The organism is Rudanella paleaurantiibacter (assembly GCF_009184635.1).
Lineage (GTDB): Bacteria > Bacteroidota > Bacteroidia > Cytophagales > Spirosomataceae > Rudanella > Rudanella paleaurantiibacter.
In genome coordinates this window covers 194,819-215,164 of sequence record NZ_WELI01000006.1, presented here as the reverse complement: position 1 = coordinate 215,164, position 20,346 = coordinate 194,819, and the positions used below count along the sequence as shown (strand labels likewise).

Sequence of the window (20,346 nt, the reverse complement as noted above, 5' to 3'; positions counted from 1 at the left end):
GAGGCCACTCGTATTATATCTTGATTGAGTAGTTTTTGGTTAAAAAAGAGGAAGGTTCCGAAAAGTTGGTTGTTTTGCGACCAACTTTTTTGGTTTTATATCAAACCAATGCCCCTGAATTAGGTTACCTCTTTACGGCCTTCGCCAATTATTTTTTAGCTTGGCCGGTACCTACCTAAAAACTGACTTAACCCGGCTCTCAGCCGGATCGTACATATGCCTAAACGGGTAATTGTGATTGGGGCCGGTTTCGCCGGTCTGTCGGCGGCTACAAGTCTGGCCAATAAAGGATACGACGTCACAATTTTAGAGAAGAACGAAATGGCCGGCGGGCGAGCCCGCGTCTTTCAGGCGTCTGGATTTACGTTCGATATGGGACCAAGCTGGTATTGGATGCCCGACATCTTCGAAACGTACTTCGCCCGGTTCGGCAAGAAGCCTTCCGATTACTACAACCTGATTCGGTTAGACCCCTCCTACTCGGTTATTTTCGGCCCAGACGAAGCGGTTGACCTGCCTGCTGACATGGACGGCCTGAAACGCCTGTTCGAATCCATCGAACCCGGCAGCGGTGCCCGGCTGGAGGAATTTTTACGGCAGGCCGCTTATAAATACGACGTTGGTATTCATAAGTTCGTTTGGAAACCAAGCCGGTCGATTACCGAATTTATGAGCTTGAAGCTCCTGTACGACGTGGCTCGGCTCGACGTGTTTCAATCATTTGCCAGCCACGCCCGCAAGTTTTTCAGCCACCCACGCCTGTTGCAGCTGATCGAGTTTCCGATTCTTTTTCTGGGTGCCACTCCGCAGAACACACCGGCAATGTATAGCCTGATGAACTATGCCGAAATGGCCATGGGCACCTGGTACCCTATGGGCGGCATGCACGAGATTGTAAAGGGAATGGTAAGCCTCGCGGAGGAGAAAGGTGTCAAGATTTTACTGAATCAGAACGTACAGCAAATCGAGCTGGCCCCTGGTAGCCTCGCGGCCCGCCGGATTGTCACGGACAAAGGTGTGTTTGAAGCCGATGTAGTAGTAGCGGGTGCCGATTACAACCATGTGGAAACAAAACTGGTTGACCCTCGCCTGCGTAATTACGACGACGCGTACTGGAAAAAACGCGTTATGGCCCCGTCATCGCTCTTATTTTATCTCGGTGTAAACAAGCGGTTGCCCAAGTTGCAACATCATAATCTCTTCTTCGACGAAGACTTCACGCTGCACGCCGAAGAAATTTATACCAACCCACGCTGGCCTTCGCGCCCGCTGTTTTACGCATCGGCCCCGTCGAAAACCGACCCCAGTGTGGCACCGGAGGGTTCCGAAAATCTGTTCCTGCTCATACCGGTCGCGCCCGACCTGACCGATGATGAAGCTACCCGCGAGAAATACTATCAGCTCATTATGGAGCGTCTGGAAGCCTACGTTGGCGAGCCCATCCGCGAGCACGTGGTGTACAAGCGTAGCTACGCCCACAGCGATTTCAAGGCCGATTATAATGCGTTCCGAGGCAATGCCTATGGTTTAGCCAATACGTTGCTGCAAACGGCCTTCCTGAAACCCTCGCTAAAAAACAAAAAAGTCACCAACTTGTTCTATACGGGGCAACTGACTGTTCCGGGGCCGGGCGTTCCGCCGTCTCTGATCTCTGGCTTGGTCGTGGCTGATGAAGTTGCCAGAGAATTTGCGTAGATTACAGTTTCTCCATCCTCCCGTACCCCCTACATGCTATGATGGCTTTATTTAACCAAACGGCACTGGAATGCAGTAAATTGATCACCGAGCACTACAGCACGTCGTTTACGCTCGGTATCAAAACGCTGGACCGTAAGTTTCACCTGCCCATTTACGCCATCTACGGCTTTGTGCGTTATGCCGACGAGATTGTGGATACGTTTCACGACTTCGATAAGAAAGAACTGCTCGACAAGTTCAGGCATGATACCTATGAAGCTATTGAAAAAGGAATCAGCCTGAACCCGGTGCTCCAGTCGTTTCAGTTGGTGGTTCGGCAGTATAACATTGAACGCGAGCTGATCGACGCCTTTCTGAAAAGTATGGAGATGGATCTGTATTTTCAGGAATACGACGATAGCGGCTACAACGAGTACATCTACGGCTCGGCCGAGGTGGTTGGGCTCATGTGCCTGCGTGTATTCTGCGAAGGCGATTGTGCCGAATACGACCGGCTGCGCGAGTCGGCCCGGAAGCTGGGAGCGGCTTTCCAGAAAGTGAATTTCCTGCGCGATGTAAAGAGCGATTATCAGGAGCGCGGCCGGACCTATTTTCCGGGTGTTGACTTCAATGATTTCTCGCGCGATGCCAAGCAACTGATCGAAGACGACATTCAACGCGACTTCGATGAGGCTTATATTGGTATCATGAACCTGCCCAAAGGTGCACGCATGGGCGTTTATCTGGCTTACACCTACTACCAAACCTTGTTCAACAAGATCAAGGCACTGCCCGTCACGAAGATTCAGAACGAGCGGGTACGAGTGCCCGATACGACCAAAATTGCCTTGCTGGCTCAGACCTATCTAAAGTACCGGCTGAACGTGATTTGAGGTAGGCAAGCTAAATGCCACTATCTTTGCTGAAAATAGCTTTTTTCAGTACGTATGGTAGCAGCGGTAGCCCCCGGCAGCGAGGTAAGCACAGAGTATGAGGCCGTCATTGGCCTGGAGGTGCACTGCCAGTTATTAACCGAGTCCAAGATTTTTGCGGCCGATGCCAACATCTTCGGATCGGAACCCAATACCAACGTGAGCGTTATCACGCTGGCGCACCCCGGTACCCTGCCCAAGCTGAACCGGAAAGCCGTTGAATACGCCATTCGGATGGGCCTCGCCTGCGGTTGTGACATTACCCGGTTCAACGTTTTTGCCCGTAAAAATTACTTCTACCCCGACCTGCCGAAAGGCTATCAGCTCTCGCAGGACAAAACGCCGATCTGCGTGGGCGGCCGCATCCGGGTAAAGCTTAAAGACGAAAACGGCAAGCCTACGCTTGAGCGCGATGTGCAGATTCACCACATCCACCTCGAAGAAGACGCCGGCAAATCGATTCACGACGAGGGTACCTCTACCAATCTGGATTACAACCGGGCCGGTACGCCCCTCATCGAGATGGTGACCGAACCCTGCATCCAATCCGCCGAAGAAGCCGGTCAGTACCTCACCGAGGTTCGGAAACTGGTGCGGTATCTGGGTATTTGCGACGGAAACATGGAAGAGGGGTCGCTGCGTTGCGATGTCAACCTGTCTATCCGGCCCAAAGGCGCTACACACCTCGGTACCAAAGTCGAAGTAAAAAATCTCAACTCAATCCGCAATGTACAACGGGCCGTCGAGGCCGAGTTTAAGCGGCAGGTTGAGACTACTCAAGCCGGCGAACCGATCCGGCAGCAAACCCGCACGTTCGACGCCAATACGGGCCTCACGCACGCCATGCGTGAGAAAGAGACCATGAACGACTACCGCTATTTCCCCGATCCCGACCTGGCTCCGCTGGTGGTATCGGACGAGTGGTTGTCTGCCATCGAATCCTCAATGCCTGCTTTGCCGGCCGCTGTGTTTCAGAAACTCACTACCCATTACGGCCTACCTGAGTACGACGCGACCCAGCTTTCCGACGCCCGCGAACTGGTTGAGTATTTTGAGGCCGTTTGTGCCGAGACACCCAATTACAAAGCCGTATCGAACTGGCTTATGGGCCCCGTGCGGGCGCAACTCACCGACCGGGCGCTGCGCGAACGTCAGTTTCCGGTATCGGCCGGGCAGTTGGCCAGCCTGATTACCCTCATCGATACCGGAACGGTAAGCCAAACCGCGGCCCAAACGATCTTCGGCCTGTTGATTGAAAACCCAGAAGCTACCCCCACCGACCTGGCCAAGGCCCACGGCTTAGAGCAGAATCGCAATACCGACGCCCTGCAAACGTTGGTAAGTGAGGTGTTGGCCGCCTGGCCCGATAAAGTTGCCCAGTACCAGAAAGGCAAGAAAAACCTGTTAGGTTTGTTTGTTGGTGAGGTGATGAAAAAGTCAAAAGGATCGGCAGACCCCAAGTTAGTCAATCAATTAATTGTCAACGAATTGTCGAAGTGACTATGAACGTAAAGCAACTTTTTGGCATACTTCTGTCGGCGTTTGTGCCTGCTGTGACCGCTATGGCCCAAACAGCACCCGTGCAGAAAGAAATTAATCTTATCGGCAAGGTACGGAGCGCCAGCCCCGGCAACATGGTGTATCTGGAGACCAACGGGCAACCCGCCCTCCGGCTCGATTCGGCCCGGCTCGACCGTAACAACCAGTTTACCATCAAATCGCGCATACCCGACGGAGGGGGCGTGTATCTGGTCAATATTGCCGGTGGTCAGAAAGTAGTACTCCTACTCGAAGGGGGCGAAACCCTCAATATCACGGCCGACGGTTTTCAGACCGATCTGAAAACGGGCAAAAAAGGGCAGGCCGTGGTTACGGGCTCCAAAAATATGGAGTACTACGGCAAGCTGATGGGCATGTACGAAGACATCCGGGCTAAAAGTACCGCCTGGCAAAGCCAGTACAACGATGCAGCCGCCAAGCGCGACCAGAAAAAAATGGACGCAATCATGGCTCAGTCCGATGGAGCATCTAAAGAGTTTACGGATAAGGTAAAAGCCCTGTTACCCGAGATGGGCACCTCACTGGCCGCCCTGTTTGCCACCAACTTTCTGAGCGTTGACACCGACTTCCCCACGCTTGATAATTTGGCACGCCGGTTCGAGACCGAAAACCCCAACAGCCCGCAGGCCAAAGGATTTATTGGTAACATTGCCCGGATTCGGGGGTTAATGACCGGCTCGGTAGCGCCCGACATTGCCCTGAACGACACTACCGGCAAAGCCGTACCGCTGTCGTCGCTACGGGGTAAGTATGTGCTCGTGGACTTCTGGGCGAGCTGGTGCGGCCCCTGCCGGATGGAAAACCCCAACGTCGTGCGGTTGTACAACAAGTACAAAGACAAAGATTTTACGATTTACAGCGTATCGCTCGACCAAAGCCGCGAAAACTGGGTAAAAGCCATTCGGAACGACAACCTCACCTGGACGCACGTTTCGGATTTGCGCTACTGGCAGTCGGCCGCAGCTCAGCAGTACGGGGTAACGGGCATTCCGAAGACCTTCCTGCTCGACAAAGAGGGGAAGATTATTGCCAAAGACCTGCGTGGCCCGGCACTTGAACAAAAACTTGAAGAGATTCTAAAATAATGAGCAGGAGGAGAAAGGAGACAGAACATACGGTATTCTTTCTCCTTTTTTATTACCGCCTTTTTCCTTTTCCCACTTTATGAAAATTGCAATTGTTGGTTGTGGTAACATGGGTATGGCCTTCGCCAAGTCGTTTCTTCAATACGATCTGGTAAAGAAAGAAAACCTGTTGCTGATTGAAAAAAGCACGGAGCGGTCGCAGGCACTCAAGGCCGAAAAAGCCGGGGTTGTTGTTGATACTATCGGGCCACGCGTAGCAGAGTACGACCTGGTTATCCTGTCGGTGAAACCCCAGGATTTTGGCAGTGTGTGCGATGCGCTGGCCGCTGTTATCAAACCGAATCAGGTGGTACTGTCGATTATGGCGGGGATACCGATGAGTCAGATTCAGCAGCGGCTCAATCACCCGCTGGTGATCCGGGCCATGCCCAACACCCCCGCTATGCTCGGCATGGGTATTACGGGCTTCACGGCCGCCAAAGAGGTAGACCTGACCAACCTGCGCCGGGTTGAGAACCTGATCAACGCTACCGGACGGTCGATTTTTCTGGAAGACGAAGCCATGCTCGATGCCGTTACGGCCCTCAGCGGCAGTGGACCTGCCTACTTTTACTACGTGGTGAAAGCCATGGTAGAGGCCGGTCGACAAATGGGTTTCGACGAAGGTGTGGCTACGTTGCTGGTGAAGCAAACCATGCTCGGCTCGTTTCACCTGATTAATAACGCCGACAAGTCGCTCGACGACCTGATCAAAGCCGTAGCCTCAAAGGGCGGAACTACCGAGGCTGCCCTGCGTCAGTTCGAAGCCGGTTCATTGGCCGATACCCTGGTAGCCGGCATCCGGGCCGCTCAGGTACGCGCTCAGGAACTCTCGAACGGCTAATCTCTTTTGGATTCTTGGTGTTGGTTTGTAGATTGGCGTTCCGTGTGTACGCCCTTTTGCCTTCGATATGAAAGCCCTCATTGTCTGTACCAATCACAAAGATTACCCAACCAAACCTCATAAAACCGGACTTTGGCTGAGTGAGCTTACCCACTTTTACGATGAAATCGCCGACCGAAACTTCACAATCGACATTGCCAGCCCGAACGGCGGCTTTATTCCGATTGATGAGCGGAGCCTAGATCGACGCGATAACATCAACGAAAAATGGTACCAGAACCCCGAGATTCGCCATAAACTGGAAAACTCGGTTTCCCTCGCCGACGTTGCCACGGAGACGTATCAGCTTCTGTACCTAACCGGTGGGCATGGCACCATGTGGGACTTTCCCGAAAATGTACAGCTACAAGATATCACCCGGCGTATTTACGAAACCGGCGGTATGGTGTCGGCGGTGTGTCATGGGGTTTGTGGGCTACTCAACGTTCGGCTTTCCGACGGCAGCTATCTGCTCAACGACAAGCAGGTTACTGGTTTCTCAAATATGGAAGAAAAGCTGATTAGGCTGAACGAAGAAGTGCCGTTTTTGCTCGAAGATGAGCTGAAGAAAAAAAACGCACACTACAGCAAAGGGCTGATCCCGTTTCTGCCGCACCTCGAAGTAGATGAGCGACTTGTTACGGGGCAAAACCCGCTTTCGGCCCGAAAAGTAGGCCGCAAAGTGCTGGAAGAAATGTTTGAAAAATAAAATCAGGGCGGATAACGAATACGCGTACCCGCCCTGATGCCTGTATCTACTTTCTCAACCGCTGCCCAAACGGCGAAGCCAAAGCCTCGCGTAACATACGGAGGTGTTGTTCATTAAGCACATCGGCCCCAATAAACGAGATATGCCCTTGCTCAATCATCCACTCGGCCATTTGCCGGGCTGTTTGCCCATGACGGCCGAGTAACGAGCTCATATCCAGCTTAAAGAGCGTTCCGCGGTTTCGGAGCAAGCGCACCCAATCGCGGTTGTTCTGCAAATAGATATACCGTTCGGGATGCGCCAGTACCGGCATCAATCCACGGGCATTGAGCATATCGGTCACATCGTACCAGGTATCGGGAAAGCTAATCAACGACGTTTCGATGAGTACCAGCGACCGGGGGGCGTCGATGTACGTCCCAAACGGCAGTAGCTCACTGCGATTGTCGAGCATCGTCAGAAACCCATCGTCAATGTAGTACTGAGCTGCCGTATCGATATAAACCATCAGCCCCTCGTCGAGGAGTCGATGCTGAAGGGTATGTGCTGCCGTTCGTATCTGCTCCGGCGTTGCCCCATAAAAGCGATGCATGATATGGGGGGTTGCCACAATTCGCTTAAATCCAAGCCGACTGAGCTGACGAACGATTGAGACACTCTGATCGAGCGTTTCAGGACCTCCCCCCAGCCCGGGCAGGATATGGCAGTGGATGTCTGTGGTATTCACCGACAGTGAGGTAGACCGGGGAGCCGGCCTTCGTGAGCGCGTAAGGAAAGAAAACGACATAGGCATGCGTTAAGTAAGAGCCGCAGAGTTTAAGTAAGAGCCTCACGATTTTATGGGGGGTTAGTTGGGTAAAACCTCATTATACATGAACTATGCCAAAATAAAAAAGCAGAGCCTCACGACTCTGCTTTTTTTGAAAAAGAATTGATTTAGGCTAAACCATGGCGTGCGGAAACAGGCTCCGCAGCGTAGGCAACTCCTGATCTTTGTCCGAAACAATCGGATTAGTAATACCCCAGTCGATGTTAATATCCGGGTCGTTCCAGATCAGACCACCTTCGGCCTGCTTGTTATACACATTGGTGCACTTATAGCTAAAAATACAGTCTTCAAGGGCCACAAAGCCGTGCGCAAAACCGGCCGGAATCCAGGCCATATTGCTCAGAGCAGCATCCAGCAGAAACGTCTCATACCGGCCAAACGTGGGCGAATCTTCCCTGAGATCAACGGCCACATCGAGCACCCGACCGGTAATAACCCGTACCAGTTTACCTTGCGCAAACGGCTCATTCTGAAAATGAAGTCCCCGCAAAACGCCCTTTACCGAAAATGACTGGTTATCCTGCACAAAGTTCATGGGCAAGCCCAATGACTCAAACAACGGCTTGTTGTATGTTTCTAGAAAGTGTCCTCGTTCGTCTTTAAATACGCGTGGAATCAGTTCAATCAGCCCCTCGATCGACGTTTGGCGAACCTGCATAAATCAGTTCTAATTAGATGAAAATCCGGTAATTGGTACAAAACTACGAAAGCCCGGTCGTAGTTCGTACCTTTGACGACATGACTTTTCGTTAATCCGTTGCATGACTGCCGAAGAACTTTCCCAAATTATTTACCGGAAACGGTCATACCTCTGCGTAGGGCTGGATACGGATATTCGTAAGATTCCATCGCACCTGCTGAGTGAGCCCGATCCCGTTTTTGCATTTAACCGGGCTATCATCGACGCCACCGCCCCGTACGCCGTAGCTTACAAACCCAATATTGCCTTCTACGAGGCAATGGGCCCGCGCGGCTGGGAGAGCCTTCAGAAAACAATTGATTATATCCCGGCCGACTGCTTTACCATTGCCGACGCTAAGCGGGGTGATATTGGCAACACCTCAAGCTTGTACGCCCGTACTTTTTTTGACCCCTCGGCGGCCGGTCTAAATTTCGACTCCGTAACGGTGGCCCCGTATATGGGCCGCGATTCGGTTGTCCCGTTTTTGGAATACCCCGGAAAATGGGTCATTCTACTGGCGCTGACCTCCAACGCCGGTAGCGCCGATTTTCAACGCCAACCCGTAGGCGAGCGGGAGTTGTACGAAGTTGTCATGGAAACGGCTCAAACCTGGGCCACGCCCGACCAACTGATGTTTGTAGTGGGGGCTACACAAACCGAGCAACTGGCGCGCATCCGCGAGATTGCCCCCGATCATTTTCTGCTCGTTCCGGGAGTGGGGGCACAGGGTGGTTCACTCGCCGACGTGTCGCGGATAGGGCTCAACAGCCGGGGTGGATTGCTTGTCAATGCTTCCCGCAGTATTCTCTACGCATCAGCCGGGTCCGACTTTGCCGAGCGGGCAGCCGCCGAAGCGCAGGCACTCCAGGCCGAAATGGCAAGCTATTTATAAACGTTTCTGGCCGTCGGTTCGTTATTCAGGATAGCCGCACTGACCACGTTGGTGCGGCTAACTTTATCTAAACGAACGACTTCCCGACCGTATGCTTCGGTATGTATACCTGGCGGGGTGGCTTTTTAGCTCCTCGCTCCTACTGGCTCAGCCAGCCCCTAAAACCTCAGCGCCCAAAGCGCCCGCCAAAACCACCAAGGGCCCGGTAAACCTAACCGCCCCCATTCCGTTTGACCCGACTGTGAAGGTGGGCAAGTTATCAAACGGACTTACCTACTTTATCCGCAAAAATACCGAGCCCAAAAACCGGGCAGAGTTACGGCTGGTGATCCGGGCCGGATCGGTACTCGAAAATGCCGATCAGCAAGGTCTCGCGCACTTCATGGAGCACATGGCCTTCAACGGCACGAAGAATTTCCCTAAAAACGAGCTCGTTAACTTTCTGCAATCGTCGGGCGTACGGTTCGGGGCCGATCTGAACGCCTACACCAGTTTTGACGAAACCGTGTATCAGCTTCCGGTACCCACCGACTCCGTCCAGCTTTTCGAACGGTCGTTCCAGATTCTGGAAGACTGGGCGCACAATGCCTTGCTCGATTCGGTGGAGATCGAAAAGGAACGGGGCGTTATTCTGGAAGAGGCCCGGCTCGGACGCGGAGCGCCACAACGGATGCGCGACAAGTACTTTCCGCTTATTTTGAACAACTCCCGGTATGCCAGCCGACTGCCCATCGGCAAAGACAATATTATCAGCAGTTTCCGGCCAAGCCTGCTCCGCGATTTCTACCGCGACTGGTACCGCCCCGACCTGATGGCGGTTATTGCCGTGGGCGACTTCGACGAGAAGCAGGTGGAAGCCATGATCCGCGAAAAATTCGGCCGGATTCCTAAAGCTGCCCCCAATGCCAAGCCCCGACCCGAGTACGGCATTGAACCCCACAAAGACACTAAGGTGGTGGTGGTTACCGACCCCGAACAACCCAACACCATTGTGCAGGTTATTTACAAACGGCCCGAAATAAAAGAACGGACTATTGCCGACCTGCGCGACGGCTTACAGCGGAGCCTGTTCAACGCCATGCTCGGCAACCGCATTCAGGAGCTGACCCAGAAAGCCAACCCGCCTTTTGTGTTCGGATTCAGCAACTACGGTGGGTTCCTAGGCAATCTGGATGCATTCTCGTCGGTAACCGTGCCCAAGGATGCCGCCAGCGTAGAGGTAGCCATTCGGGCGGTACTCGACGAAAACGATCGGGCCCGGCGCTTCGGCTTTACCCCGACCGAACTGGCGCGGGCCAAACAGGAGTTACGCACCGGTGTTGAGCAGGCCTACCGCGAGCGCGACAAAACCCGGTCGTCGTCGCTGGTGGGGCAGTATGTGCAGTATTACCTGGAAGGCAGCCCTGCTACAGGCATCGATTTTTATTACCAGTTTGTGAGCAAGTACCTCGACGGGATTCAGCTAAGCGAGGTAAACAAACTGGCGGGCACGTTTATCGGCAACGAAAACCGGGCGGTCGTGATTATGGCCCCCGAAAAAGATAAAGACAAACTTCCCAGCGTGGAGCAGGTGATCCGGGTTATCGACAACGCGGGTAAAGACCTGACGGCTTACGTCGACCAGACGGTCAATAAGCCGCTGCTGGCTACCAGCCCGACCGCCAAACCCGTAGTCGGTGAAAAGCAGGTTGCCCCCATTGGCGTGACCGAATGGACCCTCGGCAACGGAGCCCGCGTGGTGCTGAAACCCACCGATTTCAAAAACGACCAGATTCTTTTTTCGGGCGTGAGCTACGGGGGCACATCGCTGTACAACCAGACCGACTACATGACCGCCCGGTTTGCGTCAACCCTTATCGGGCAGGGCGGTACCGGACCGTTCAATCAGATTCAGTTGGGCAAATATCTGGCGGGAAAGTCGCTCAGCGTGAATCCATACATCAGCGAGATCAACGAGGGCATCAGTGGTAGCACCACCCCAAAAGACCTCGAAACGTCACTGCAATTGCTGTACAGCTACTTCACCCAACCGCGTAAAGATGCCGACGTGGTGCAGGGGTTCCTGTCGAATCAGAAGAGCCTATTGCAGAATCAGATCACTACGCCAACACCCCAGAAAGTATTTCAGGACACGATTTCGGTAACGCTGGGCCAAAACAACCCGCGTCGGCAACCCCTCGCCCCGGCTGACCTGGACCAGATCAACCTCAACCGGGCCGAGCAGATCTACCGGGAACGGTTTGCCAATGCCGCCGACTTTACCTTCTTTTTTGTCGGTAATATTGACCCCGCCCGGCTGAAACCTCTCGTAGAGAAATACATTGGTGGCCTACCCGGCAATGCCACTACCGCAAAAGAAAATTTCCGCGATCTGGGTATCCGAATTCCGGCCGGTAAGCTGGGCAAAACCGTGTACAAGGGTCTGGAACCCCGCGCCACGGTGCAGCTCGTATTCAGTGGTGATCTCAGCTGGAGCCCCGAAACCACAACACAGATCGATGCTCTGGCCGAAGTGCTCGAAATAAAACTAACCGAAAAACTCCGCGAAGAAGAAGGGGGCGTGTACACACCGGGTGTTAGTGGCTCGTACAGCAAGCTACCCGCGCAGCGATACACCTTCCGAATCGGCTTTGGCTGTGCGCCCGAAAACGTGGAAAAGCTCATCGGGAAAACCCTCGACGTAATTAACGAGGTAAAACAGAAAGGTGCCGCCCCCAAAGACATCGATAAGTTCAAGGCCGAGAGCCGCCGGGAAACCGAAATTCAGCTGAAAGACAACAATTTCTGGCTGGGCTACCTGACCAATCAGTATTTTAACCAGGACGACCCGACCGAGATTCTCCGGGAAGACGAGCAGCTGAACCGGGTCACTGTCGAAAGCACGCGGGCTGCGGCTAACCAGTATTTGTCAGGGCAGAACCTGATCCGGTTTGTGCTTTTGCCCGAACGGAAGCAGTAAGTCAAAATAACAGACAAAAGAAGAAAGATCCCACACAAACTGGATAAGTGAGTATCTTCGCAGTCCGGTGAGCCGGGGGGTACTTCTTCTTTTGTCAGAATCCCTGAATTACAAGTAGAAATTATAACACGGGTATCTTTTGCCCCCGTATCAACACTCGTCCAAACGTCCACACGATGAAACCCTACGCTACATATGCCGCTGAGGAGTTAGCCCTCGACGATATGTTCATGCGGTGGGTACAACACCCCGACGACGACGAAGTGGCCTTGTTCTGGCAAACCTTTACAAAGCAACATCCGCACCGCCGGGCCGTAGTTGAAGAAGCCCGCCGAATGGTGATCGACTGCTCGACCCCGCTGCCGGGAGCCATGGCGAACGACGAAATGGCGAACCTGTGGGAGCGGATTCGGGGCTCGCTGCGCGAACTTGACGAAATAAAGCCTCTGCAACCCAGCATCCAGAAAGTTGTTACGTGGTGGTATTTTGGCCGCACCGTTGCCGCTGCCCTCGGCTTGCTCCTGTTCATTGGCTGGAGTTACTGGATTCACCGGAGCGACAAACTGCAAACCATTCGTTCGGGTAGCGCCCAAACCCGCATGGTACGGCTACCCGATGGCTCCAAAGCCCGGCTGCAACCCAACAGTCAGCTGGAGTTTGTACAGCAATGGGTTGGCGAAATTCCACGCGCAGTATGGCTACAGGGCGAGGCCCGGTTTTCGGTGGTACACAGCCCTAAAACGTCCACCTTTCGGGTTCACACCTCCGACGTAACCGTAGAAGCTACCGGCACCGAATTCTGGATTGGTCAACAGGCCGAAGGAACCCGCATCGGCTTACAACGGGGTACCCTTACCCTCTTGCTCAACGACGACGACCGGCGGGTGACAATGCACCCCGGTGATTCGCTCGAAGTACGGGGGCATCTGGTCTTTCCGCTCAAACTTTCGGTAGGTCAGTTGAACAAAGCGGTCAAACGATAAGCCCTCTGTACCACTGGGTAGATAATCGACCGCGCCTACTTTTTTAATCGCATTATTTCTGACAAAGTATATACATTTAACCAGCAGATGTCGCTGTGACGTGTCTGACACATCGAAACGGCACTGACTATTCCCGAATCCATCATGAAGGAGTCCGTACTCAACAGACGGCAGTTCCTCCAGTCGGCCGGCCTGTCGGCTCTGGCACTCTCGGCCGGAGCCGACGCCCTGGCCCTCCACTCGGCCCCCCACAAATCCGGTTTGCAGATTGGCTACTCGGCCATCACCTGGGGAGGCAACGATGCTCAGGCTATCAAAGACATTTCCGGACTTGGCTTTCGGGGTATTCAGCTCCGCGCCAACGCGTTTGGGCCGTACCGGACCAAACCCTCGGAACTGAAAGCCATGCTCGACGCAGCCGGGCTGCAACTGTGCATGTTCTCGAGCGGGAATGTCGAAATCGACCCCGCGAAAGAACAAAGCACTATTGACCAGCACGTGGCTCACGCCAGCTTTGTGAAGGCATTGGGTGGCTCGGCCTTGCAGCTCACCAACAATGTACGGCCCAAAGACCGGCTCCCGACCACCGACGAACTGAAGCGGCTGGCGGAGGTCATGAACAAAATTGGTCAGCAAACGGCCGACCTGGGCGTGCAGGCAGTGTACCACAATCACATGCACCAACTGGGCGAAACCCCCGAAGAAGTCGATGTAATTGTGCAGGCTATGAATCCGAAGTATATACGGCTCCTGCTCGACATTGCCCACTATAAGCAAGGGGGTGGCCTGCCGGAGAAAGCCGTGATTCAGTACCGCGATATGATTCATTCGCTACATCTCAAAGACACCATGTCGCCCATTACCGATGGAACGAACAACGGCCGGGCGTACAAATTCGTTGAGCTCGGGCGGGGCAATGTCGATGTGGCGGCAGTGTTTAAAGCTCTCGACAAGATCAAGTTTAAAGGCTGGGGCGTGGTTGAGCTCGACGGTGTCCCCGAAAAAGACAAAACGGCAGCTCAGTGTGCGGCTATTAGCAAAGAGTACATCACCAAGACACTAAAATTTAAGTTGTGAAATCATTTTTGATCGCCGGCCTTACTGGCCTGTTACTGACCACCCTGATTGCAGCCGAAGGGCCACAATCGCCCAATACCCTGACCGCCAAAGAAAAGCGCGAGGGCTGGAAATTACTTTTCGACGGTAAGACCACCAAAGGCTGGCGGGGCGCTTACATGGATAAATTTCCGGCTAAAGGCTGGAATGTTGAAGATGGTACGCTGTCGATTCAGAAGTCTGACGGTTCAGAGTCGACCAACTTCGGCGATATCGTCACCGAGGGCGAGTACAGCAATTTTGACCTCATGTTTGAGTTCCGACTGACCGAAGGGGCCAACAGCGGATTGAAATACTTTGTAGTTGAGCACAAACCCAAACCGGCGGGTTCGGCCTTTGGCCTGGAGTTTCAGGTACTCGATGATGCCAAGCACCCCGATGCCAAAATGGGTCGCGATGGCAACCGCACCGTAGGCTCACTCTATGACCTGATTACGGCCAAGGGTAAGCAAGTGAATCCCATTGGCGAGTGGAACACCGGCCGGGTACTCGTCAACGGTACGCACGTGGAGCACTGGCTCAACGGCAAAAAGGTGGTAGAGTACGAGCGTGGCAGCGAAGAGTTTCGGAAGTTGGTAGGCATGAGCAAGTATGCCGCCCCCGCCTACAACGCCAATGGTCGGTTCGGCGAAGCGCCCATTGGCCACATTCTGCTTCAGGACCACGGCGACAAAGTGTCGTTCCGCAACATCAAGATCAAAACACTGTAAGCTCACTCAGCAGAGTTTACGCTCATACGAGGGTCTGGTTTCCAACGCGAAGCCAGACCCTTTTTTAAGCCGCTTTACCCAAATATCCCGCTTTGGGGCAGGCATCTGTTAAACACCGCCAGAAATACCGACTCATGGGTGCATCTGCGTCATCCTTACGGGCTTACAGGCCCGAACAAATATGCTGTAATGACTAACCACAGGCAGTAGGAAGCCCCCGCTACGCTCTTTTCAAGAGGCATAACATTCAGTGGCAAAACGTAGTCCTATCATGGAAAATCGTCGTGAGTTTATAAAAAAATCAGCATTAGCTGGCCTGGGCATGAGCTTCTCTGCCAGCAGCTACGCCCGGATTCTCGGTGCCAACGAGCGCGTTCGGGTGGGTATCATTGGGTTCTCTGACCGGTTTCGGCAGTCGCTTGCCCCGGCCTTTATGAACCACGCCAAAAACCAGAACTTTGCCTTTGTGGGTGTTTCAGACATCTGGAGCCGTCGGCGCGATGAGGCCGAGCAGTACCTGAAGGGTAAAAACTGGGCGGATTCGAATTTCTTTAAATCACGGAATAACGACGAGCTGCTCGACCGCAAGGACGTAGACGCTGTAATCATCAGCACCGCCGACTTTCAGCACGCGCTGCACTGCGTCGACGCGGTTGAGTCAGGGCGTGATGTGTACGTAGAAAAGCCGTTTGCGGAGTCGATGGAAGACGCCCGCAAAGCCCTCAAGGCAGTTGAGAAATCAAAGCGGATTGTACAGGTAGGCTCGCAGCGCCGGTCGGCCCCCAACTACCATTCGGCCAATGAGTTTATCCGGTCGGGCAAGTTTGGCGATATCAGCATGGTTGAAATGACCTGGAACGTAAACCAGCCCGGTCGCTGGCGTCGGGCTAAGCTTGTTTCCGAAATCCGGAAAGAGGATACCGACTGGAACCGCTATCTGCTCAACCGGCCAAAGGTAGAGTGGGACCCCCGCAAATATCTGGAGTTCCGGTTGTTCTATCCGTATTCGTCGGGTATTCCAGGGCAGTGGATGTCGCACCAAATTGACACGGTTCACTGGTTCAGCGGTTTCGACCATCCCCGTTCGGTGGTAGCCAATGGCGGAGTGTACGTTTGGAAAGACGGTCGTGTAAACGCCGACACCTTCACGGCGGTATTTGATTACGGCCCTGACAACGACAAATCGAAAGGCTTTCAGGTACTGTATTCGTCGCGGATGCACAACGAAGCCGGCGGCACCAAAGAGTACTACTACTCGAACGGTGGCATGATTAACCTCGACACGAACAAAATCACGCCCGAGGGTGGTCTGCAGGCAGGTCCGGCCAAAGACATGGGTATGCAGGCTAACCTGTTGCCCGAAATGACGCTGCCTAATGCCGCCCGGATGGAAACAGGAGCCAATACCGGGGCCGACCCAATGACCTCGCTCCACATGCTCAACTGGATGGAGTGCGTACGCAGCCGCAAGGAGCCCAACGCCCCCGCACGGGCCGGTTTCAATCACTCGATAGCCAACATTATGGCGACAACAGCTTTGCAAACTGGTAAGCGGGTTGCCTGGGATGCGGGCAAAAACGACATGATTCTGAGCTAACTTTTAACCGCCCGAATGGCACGCGGATGACGCAGATGTAGCGGATCGACACGGATTTCATGCAGAAAATCTCTGTCGATCAGTCTAATCCACGTCATTTGCGTGCCATTCCTTTTATCCGAAATTCATGAAAAAGATCCTGTTCCTGTCGTTAATCAGCTTGTCGGCCGTTGCCCAAAACCGGATTCAGCTTCGTCACGACGAGGCCGCCAAGCGGGTTGAGGTCACCGTCGACGGTAAACCCTTTACGGCCTACATCTACCCCGGCCCGGCATCGCTCAAAAAAGCCGTTCTGTACCCTATCCGAACAGCGGGCGGTAACTTCATCACGCGGGGTTGGCCCCTCGACCCGCGCCCCGGTGAGCGCGTTGACCACCCCCACCACGTGGGTATGTGGTTGAACTACGGCGACGTAAACGGCCACGACTTCTGGAACAACTCGACTGATATTAGCCCTGACCATAAAGGCACCTACGGAACGGTTGTGCATACGGGTGTACAATCGATGAAAAGCGGAAAAGATCAGGCCGAGCTGGTCGTGACAGCCGCCTGGCTCGATAAAGACAATCAGCCCATGCTTCGCGAACGCACCACGTATATTTTCAAGGGCAGCGGCAAGCAGCGCAGCATCGACCGGATTACCACCCTCACCGCCCTGGGTAAAGACGTTGTTTTCAAAGACAACAAAGAAGGTATGGTTGCTATTCGGGTTAGCCGGGAGCTGGAACACCCTTCCAACAAACCCGAAGTTTTCACCGACGCAAACGGGATAGCTACCAAAGTAGCGGCTACGGCAAGCGCCGGTATCACTGGTAAATACCATAGCAGCGAAGGCGTTGAAGGCGAGGCCGTTTGGGGCACCCGCGCCAAATGGATGAACCTGACCGGTAGGATCAACGATGAAGACGTCTCGGTCGTTATCATGGATCACCCGAAAAATGTTGGCTATCCTACTTACTGGCACTCAAGAGGTTATGGCCTATACGCGGCCAATCCGCTGGCTCCTTCGGTATTGTCGAGTGGCAAGGCCGCCCCGATGAACTATACGCTCGGCGCAGGCAAATCAGTTACATTCCAGTACCGGGTTGTAATTACTTCCGGCCCTAACGACAACGCGAGCATTGAAGCTCAGAATAAGGCGTTTACAGGTCAGTAAGGCCCATTTTGAGCTATTTAACATACTGGCATACATTTTGTTCAGAACCATACCTGAGGCTAAAAAAGAAGTCAATCCAGGTATGGTTTTTTTACGAGAACGGCGTTTCAGAGGAATCTGGACAGGGCTTTTACTGATCACCCATTTAACGACCATGAAGGCGCTGGCCCAGATTCCCTGCGTTAAACCCGACGCAGGTGCTGACCAGAGCACTACCCAGTCGTCTTTCAAATTGAAAGACGCTCCAGCCGGCTATTTCTGGTGTATGCCCTCCGGCAACCCAGTGGCCGATGCCACCATTCACGCTCAGACTGGGGCGATCAGCGGTATGCGCACCCCCGGTACGTATCGGTTTGTGCTGTCGTCCATTGCGCACAGCATGAACATGCACGCCGACCGTCCTATTGAGTCGGACGGCCCTTTGCGCAGCAACACGCTTACCGGGCTCGAAATGCTCGACAACGGCCAGATCAAAGTAGGTGTAGATGGCCGTTACGGCGGGGCTATCACGTACCTCTCCACCAAAACGGGCGTCAACATGGTCAATAATTATGACCTTGGCCGCCAGATACAGGTAGCTGCCTACTCGGGGCCTGTTCCGTTCAAACCTGCTGGCTTTGAAATCAAAGACGTTTGGAGTCAGATTGGCTGGAACCCCCTTCAGGCTGGCGACTACTACGGGAACCCAGGTCGTATTCTGGCGTTTGAGAAACGCGACAATCTTCTGTACGTGAAAACGGCCGCCAAGTTCTGGCCCCTGCGTAATTACGAAGAAGGCACCATCATCGAACATTGGGTTCGGCTGGCGGGCCCGGTTGTAAAAGTACACGTCCGGGTTACGCTTGCCCGCAATGATAAAACCCAGTTCACTGCCCGTGAGCAGGAATTTCCGTGCCTTTACCTCAACGGAGCCTATCGTAAAGCCTGGGGATATACCGGCGCACAACCTTTCACCAACGGCGATAAATACCAGCGCACGGCTCCGTTTGAGTTGGCCAACGTGAAGGTATCGGAGCCCTGGATGGCGCTTACCCGCGACGATGGTACCGGTGTGGGCCTGTACTCGCCGAATAATCTGTTTTTTAAGGAAGGATTTTTCGGCGACGAGTTTACCGACAACGAGTTTGGCTCCAGTACGTCATACATTGCCGCCACACCGTTTGCCCAACTCGATCATAACTCCGTTACCGATTTCGATTATGAGCTGGTGGTAGGCCATGTCAACGACATTCGGGCTTACGTATATGCCCAACCACGTCCCGACACCGGGCCTAACTACCGGTTTTCGAACAGCCGGGCCGGATGGCACCTGTTTGAAGGGAACGATACAGGCTTTCCGATCAGCAACAAAGTACAGATTGTACACAATGGTCAGGGATCGCAACTGTTCAAGTCGCCCGCCGTTCACTGGAAAGGTTCAGACAACCCCAAAGTGTACGTACGGGCCGCTTTCAACCTGAACAACAACCAGACTAAGTACCAGTTTCACTGGCGCAACTTTGAGGATTCCGACTTTCTCGGATTCCGGTTCAAAGAATTTACGGTGGTCAACGACAATCAGTTTCGTACGTACGAGATCGATCTACGTAATACCAACTGGGCCTCGTCTATTATCCGGCAAATTCAGCTGACTCCACCGGCAGGTTCACAAACCACCGGCTCCGTCCAGATTGAATGGATTTCGACCAGCCCCGACGGCCCGCCCCCACCACAGCCCGAGGCTCCGGCCACCGTTTGTACCGATACGGTATTGGTCACGGTAAACCCCACCCCATCGAACGTAGTGCCCGATGCTGGTCCTGATATCACAACCCGGTGCGGCATTACTACGCTCGATCTGACAGCTCCTTCAGCGGGTCTATCATGGCGGATGATCAGTAAACCAAGCGGGTCGTTGGCTACCATCAGCCCCAAAGGTGCCGTGCGAGACCTTCAGAAAGCCGGTACGTACGTTGTGGCTTTGGCCAATGATACCTTCAGTGCAGTTGACCTGATGGCCATTAACGTACCGGATTGTGGGCCTCCGCAGTCGCTCTCCAGCGTGGTTTTTCTGGACAACGGACGCGGCAACGGAATTGCTCGTAACGGACGACAGGAATTGGGTGAACCGGGTGTGCCAAACGTGACGGCTACGCTCTATTCTGACCCCAACGGAGATGGTAACCCGGCTGATGGTAAAGTACTCGACCGGGTTCGTACCAACGCCCAGGGCGTTTACCAGTTCAATAATATGTACGCCAACGAAATTTATATCATCGCTCTCGACGCGTCGAACTTCGTGGCAGGTCAGCCGTTACACCGCACTATAAGCACCCGGCAGTCGAATTTCTCGCCTGTTTACGGCCTGCTTAGCCCTAAAGTTCAGCTTCAGAACCCAGCCCCGACCGCGCCGTCGCTGCGAGCGCTGGCCCCGGCCCAATCGACCGACCCGTCATTTGGCTTGATTCCCGATTGTGGAGAACCCTCCTGCGTAATCATACGGCATAAACGACTTCAGTAAACATGCCGGCCTGTGGGCCAATGGCTCCCCCAAATCT

General features: G+C 53.8%; 16 protein-coding genes. 14 read left to right on the top strand and 2 right to left on the bottom strand.

Going from position 1 to position 20,346, the window contains the following annotated elements:
* Nucleotides 1-216: 216 nt before the first annotated feature.
* The 6 genes from F5984_RS16005 to F5984_RS15980 all read left to right on the top strand — a co-directional run bounded on the left by F5984_RS16005 (nucleotide 217) and on the right by F5984_RS15980 (nucleotide 6,885).
* The gene (locus F5984_RS16005) at nucleotides 217-1,695 is read left to right on the top strand and encodes a phytoene desaturase family protein (RefSeq protein WP_152125256.1); all 1,479 of its coding nucleotides are present in this window, start codon (nucleotides 217-219) and stop codon (nucleotides 1,693-1,695) included.
* A gap of 38 nt (nucleotides 1,696-1,733) precedes the next feature.
* Nucleotides 1,734-2,570: a phytoene/squalene synthase family protein gene (locus F5984_RS16000; protein ID WP_152125255.1), complete on the top strand. Its 837-nt coding sequence runs from the start codon at nucleotides 1,734-1,736 to the stop codon at nucleotides 2,568-2,570.
* Between the two features lie 54 nt (nucleotides 2,571-2,624).
* Complete coding sequence (gene gatB / locus F5984_RS15995; protein WP_152125254.1) at nucleotides 2,625-4,109, top strand: Asp-tRNA(Asn)/Glu-tRNA(Gln) amidotransferase subunit GatB; 1,485 nt, start codon at nucleotides 2,625-2,627, stop codon at nucleotides 4,107-4,109.
* 2 nt (nucleotides 4,110-4,111) lie between these two features.
* Nucleotides 4,112-5,254, top strand: a complete 1,143-nt coding sequence (locus F5984_RS15990) for a TlpA disulfide reductase family protein (RefSeq protein WP_152125253.1) — start codon at nucleotides 4,112-4,114, stop codon at nucleotides 5,252-5,254.
* Between the two features lie 79 nt (nucleotides 5,255-5,333).
* Nucleotides 5,334-6,137, top strand: coding sequence for a pyrroline-5-carboxylate reductase (gene proC / locus F5984_RS15985; RefSeq protein WP_152125252.1), 804 nt, complete (start codon nucleotides 5,334-5,336; stop codon nucleotides 6,135-6,137).
* Between the two features lie 67 nt (nucleotides 6,138-6,204).
* On the top strand, nucleotides 6,205-6,885 hold the full coding sequence (locus F5984_RS15980; RefSeq protein ID WP_152125251.1) for a type 1 glutamine amidotransferase domain-containing protein: 681 nt from the start codon (nucleotides 6,205-6,207) through the stop codon (nucleotides 6,883-6,885).
* 46 nt (nucleotides 6,886-6,931) lie between these two features.
* Here F5984_RS15980 and F5984_RS15975 read toward each other — a convergent pair whose 3' ends face one another.
* Nucleotides 6,932-7,672 (bottom strand): tyrosine-protein phosphatase, encoded by a 741-nt coding sequence (locus F5984_RS15975; protein ID WP_221412969.1) that lies wholly within the window; start codon nucleotides 7,670-7,672, stop codon nucleotides 6,932-6,934.
* Between the two features lie 154 nt (nucleotides 7,673-7,826).
* A complete protein-coding gene (gene rfbC / locus F5984_RS15970) occupies nucleotides 7,827-8,372 on the bottom strand; it encodes a dTDP-4-dehydrorhamnose 3,5-epimerase (RefSeq protein WP_019988598.1) in 546 nt (181 codons plus the stop codon).
* Between the two features lie 103 nt (nucleotides 8,373-8,475).
* Here rfbC and pyrF point away from each other — a divergent pair, with 103 nt between their 5' ends.
* The 8 genes from pyrF to F5984_RS15930 all read left to right on the top strand — a co-directional run bounded on the left by pyrF (nucleotide 8,476) and on the right by F5984_RS15930 (nucleotide 20,309).
* Nucleotides 8,476-9,288, top strand: a complete 813-nt coding sequence (pyrF, locus tag F5984_RS15965; RefSeq protein ID WP_152125249.1) for an orotidine-5'-phosphate decarboxylase — start codon at nucleotides 8,476-8,478, stop codon at nucleotides 9,286-9,288.
* A gap of 91 nt (nucleotides 9,289-9,379) precedes the next feature.
* Nucleotides 9,380-12,247, top strand: a complete 2,868-nt coding sequence (locus F5984_RS15960; RefSeq protein WP_152125248.1) for a M16 family metallopeptidase — start codon at nucleotides 9,380-9,382, stop codon at nucleotides 12,245-12,247.
* Between the two features lie 176 nt (nucleotides 12,248-12,423).
* Nucleotides 12,424-13,230: a FecR family protein gene (locus F5984_RS15955; protein WP_152125247.1), complete on the top strand. Its 807-nt coding sequence runs from the start codon at nucleotides 12,424-12,426 to the stop codon at nucleotides 13,228-13,230.
* 144 nt (nucleotides 13,231-13,374) lie between these two features.
* On the top strand, nucleotides 13,375-14,307 hold the full coding sequence (locus tag F5984_RS15950) for a sugar phosphate isomerase/epimerase family protein (RefSeq protein WP_152125246.1): 933 nt from the start codon (nucleotides 13,375-13,377) through the stop codon (nucleotides 14,305-14,307).
* The gene (locus F5984_RS15945) at nucleotides 14,304-15,056 is read left to right on the top strand and encodes a 3-keto-disaccharide hydrolase (RefSeq protein ID WP_152125245.1); all 753 of its coding nucleotides are present in this window, start codon (nucleotides 14,304-14,306) and stop codon (nucleotides 15,054-15,056) included. Before F5984_RS15950 ends, F5984_RS15945 begins: the two co-directional genes overlap by 4 nt.
* Nucleotides 15,057-15,327: 271 nt before the next feature.
* Complete coding sequence (locus tag F5984_RS15940) at nucleotides 15,328-16,653, top strand: Gfo/Idh/MocA family protein (RefSeq protein ID WP_152125244.1); 1,326 nt, start codon at nucleotides 15,328-15,330, stop codon at nucleotides 16,651-16,653.
* A gap of 127 nt (nucleotides 16,654-16,780) precedes the next feature.
* Entirely contained in the window at nucleotides 16,781-17,809 is a 1,029-nt protein-coding gene (locus tag F5984_RS15935; protein WP_152125243.1) for a DUF6807 domain-containing protein, read from the top strand.
* A gap of 154 nt (nucleotides 17,810-17,963) precedes the next feature.
* Nucleotides 17,964-20,309 (top strand): hypothetical protein, encoded by a 2,346-nt coding sequence (locus F5984_RS15930; RefSeq protein ID WP_152125242.1) that lies wholly within the window; start codon nucleotides 17,964-17,966, stop codon nucleotides 20,307-20,309.
* The last annotated feature ends 37 nt before the right edge of the window (nucleotides 20,310-20,346 follow it).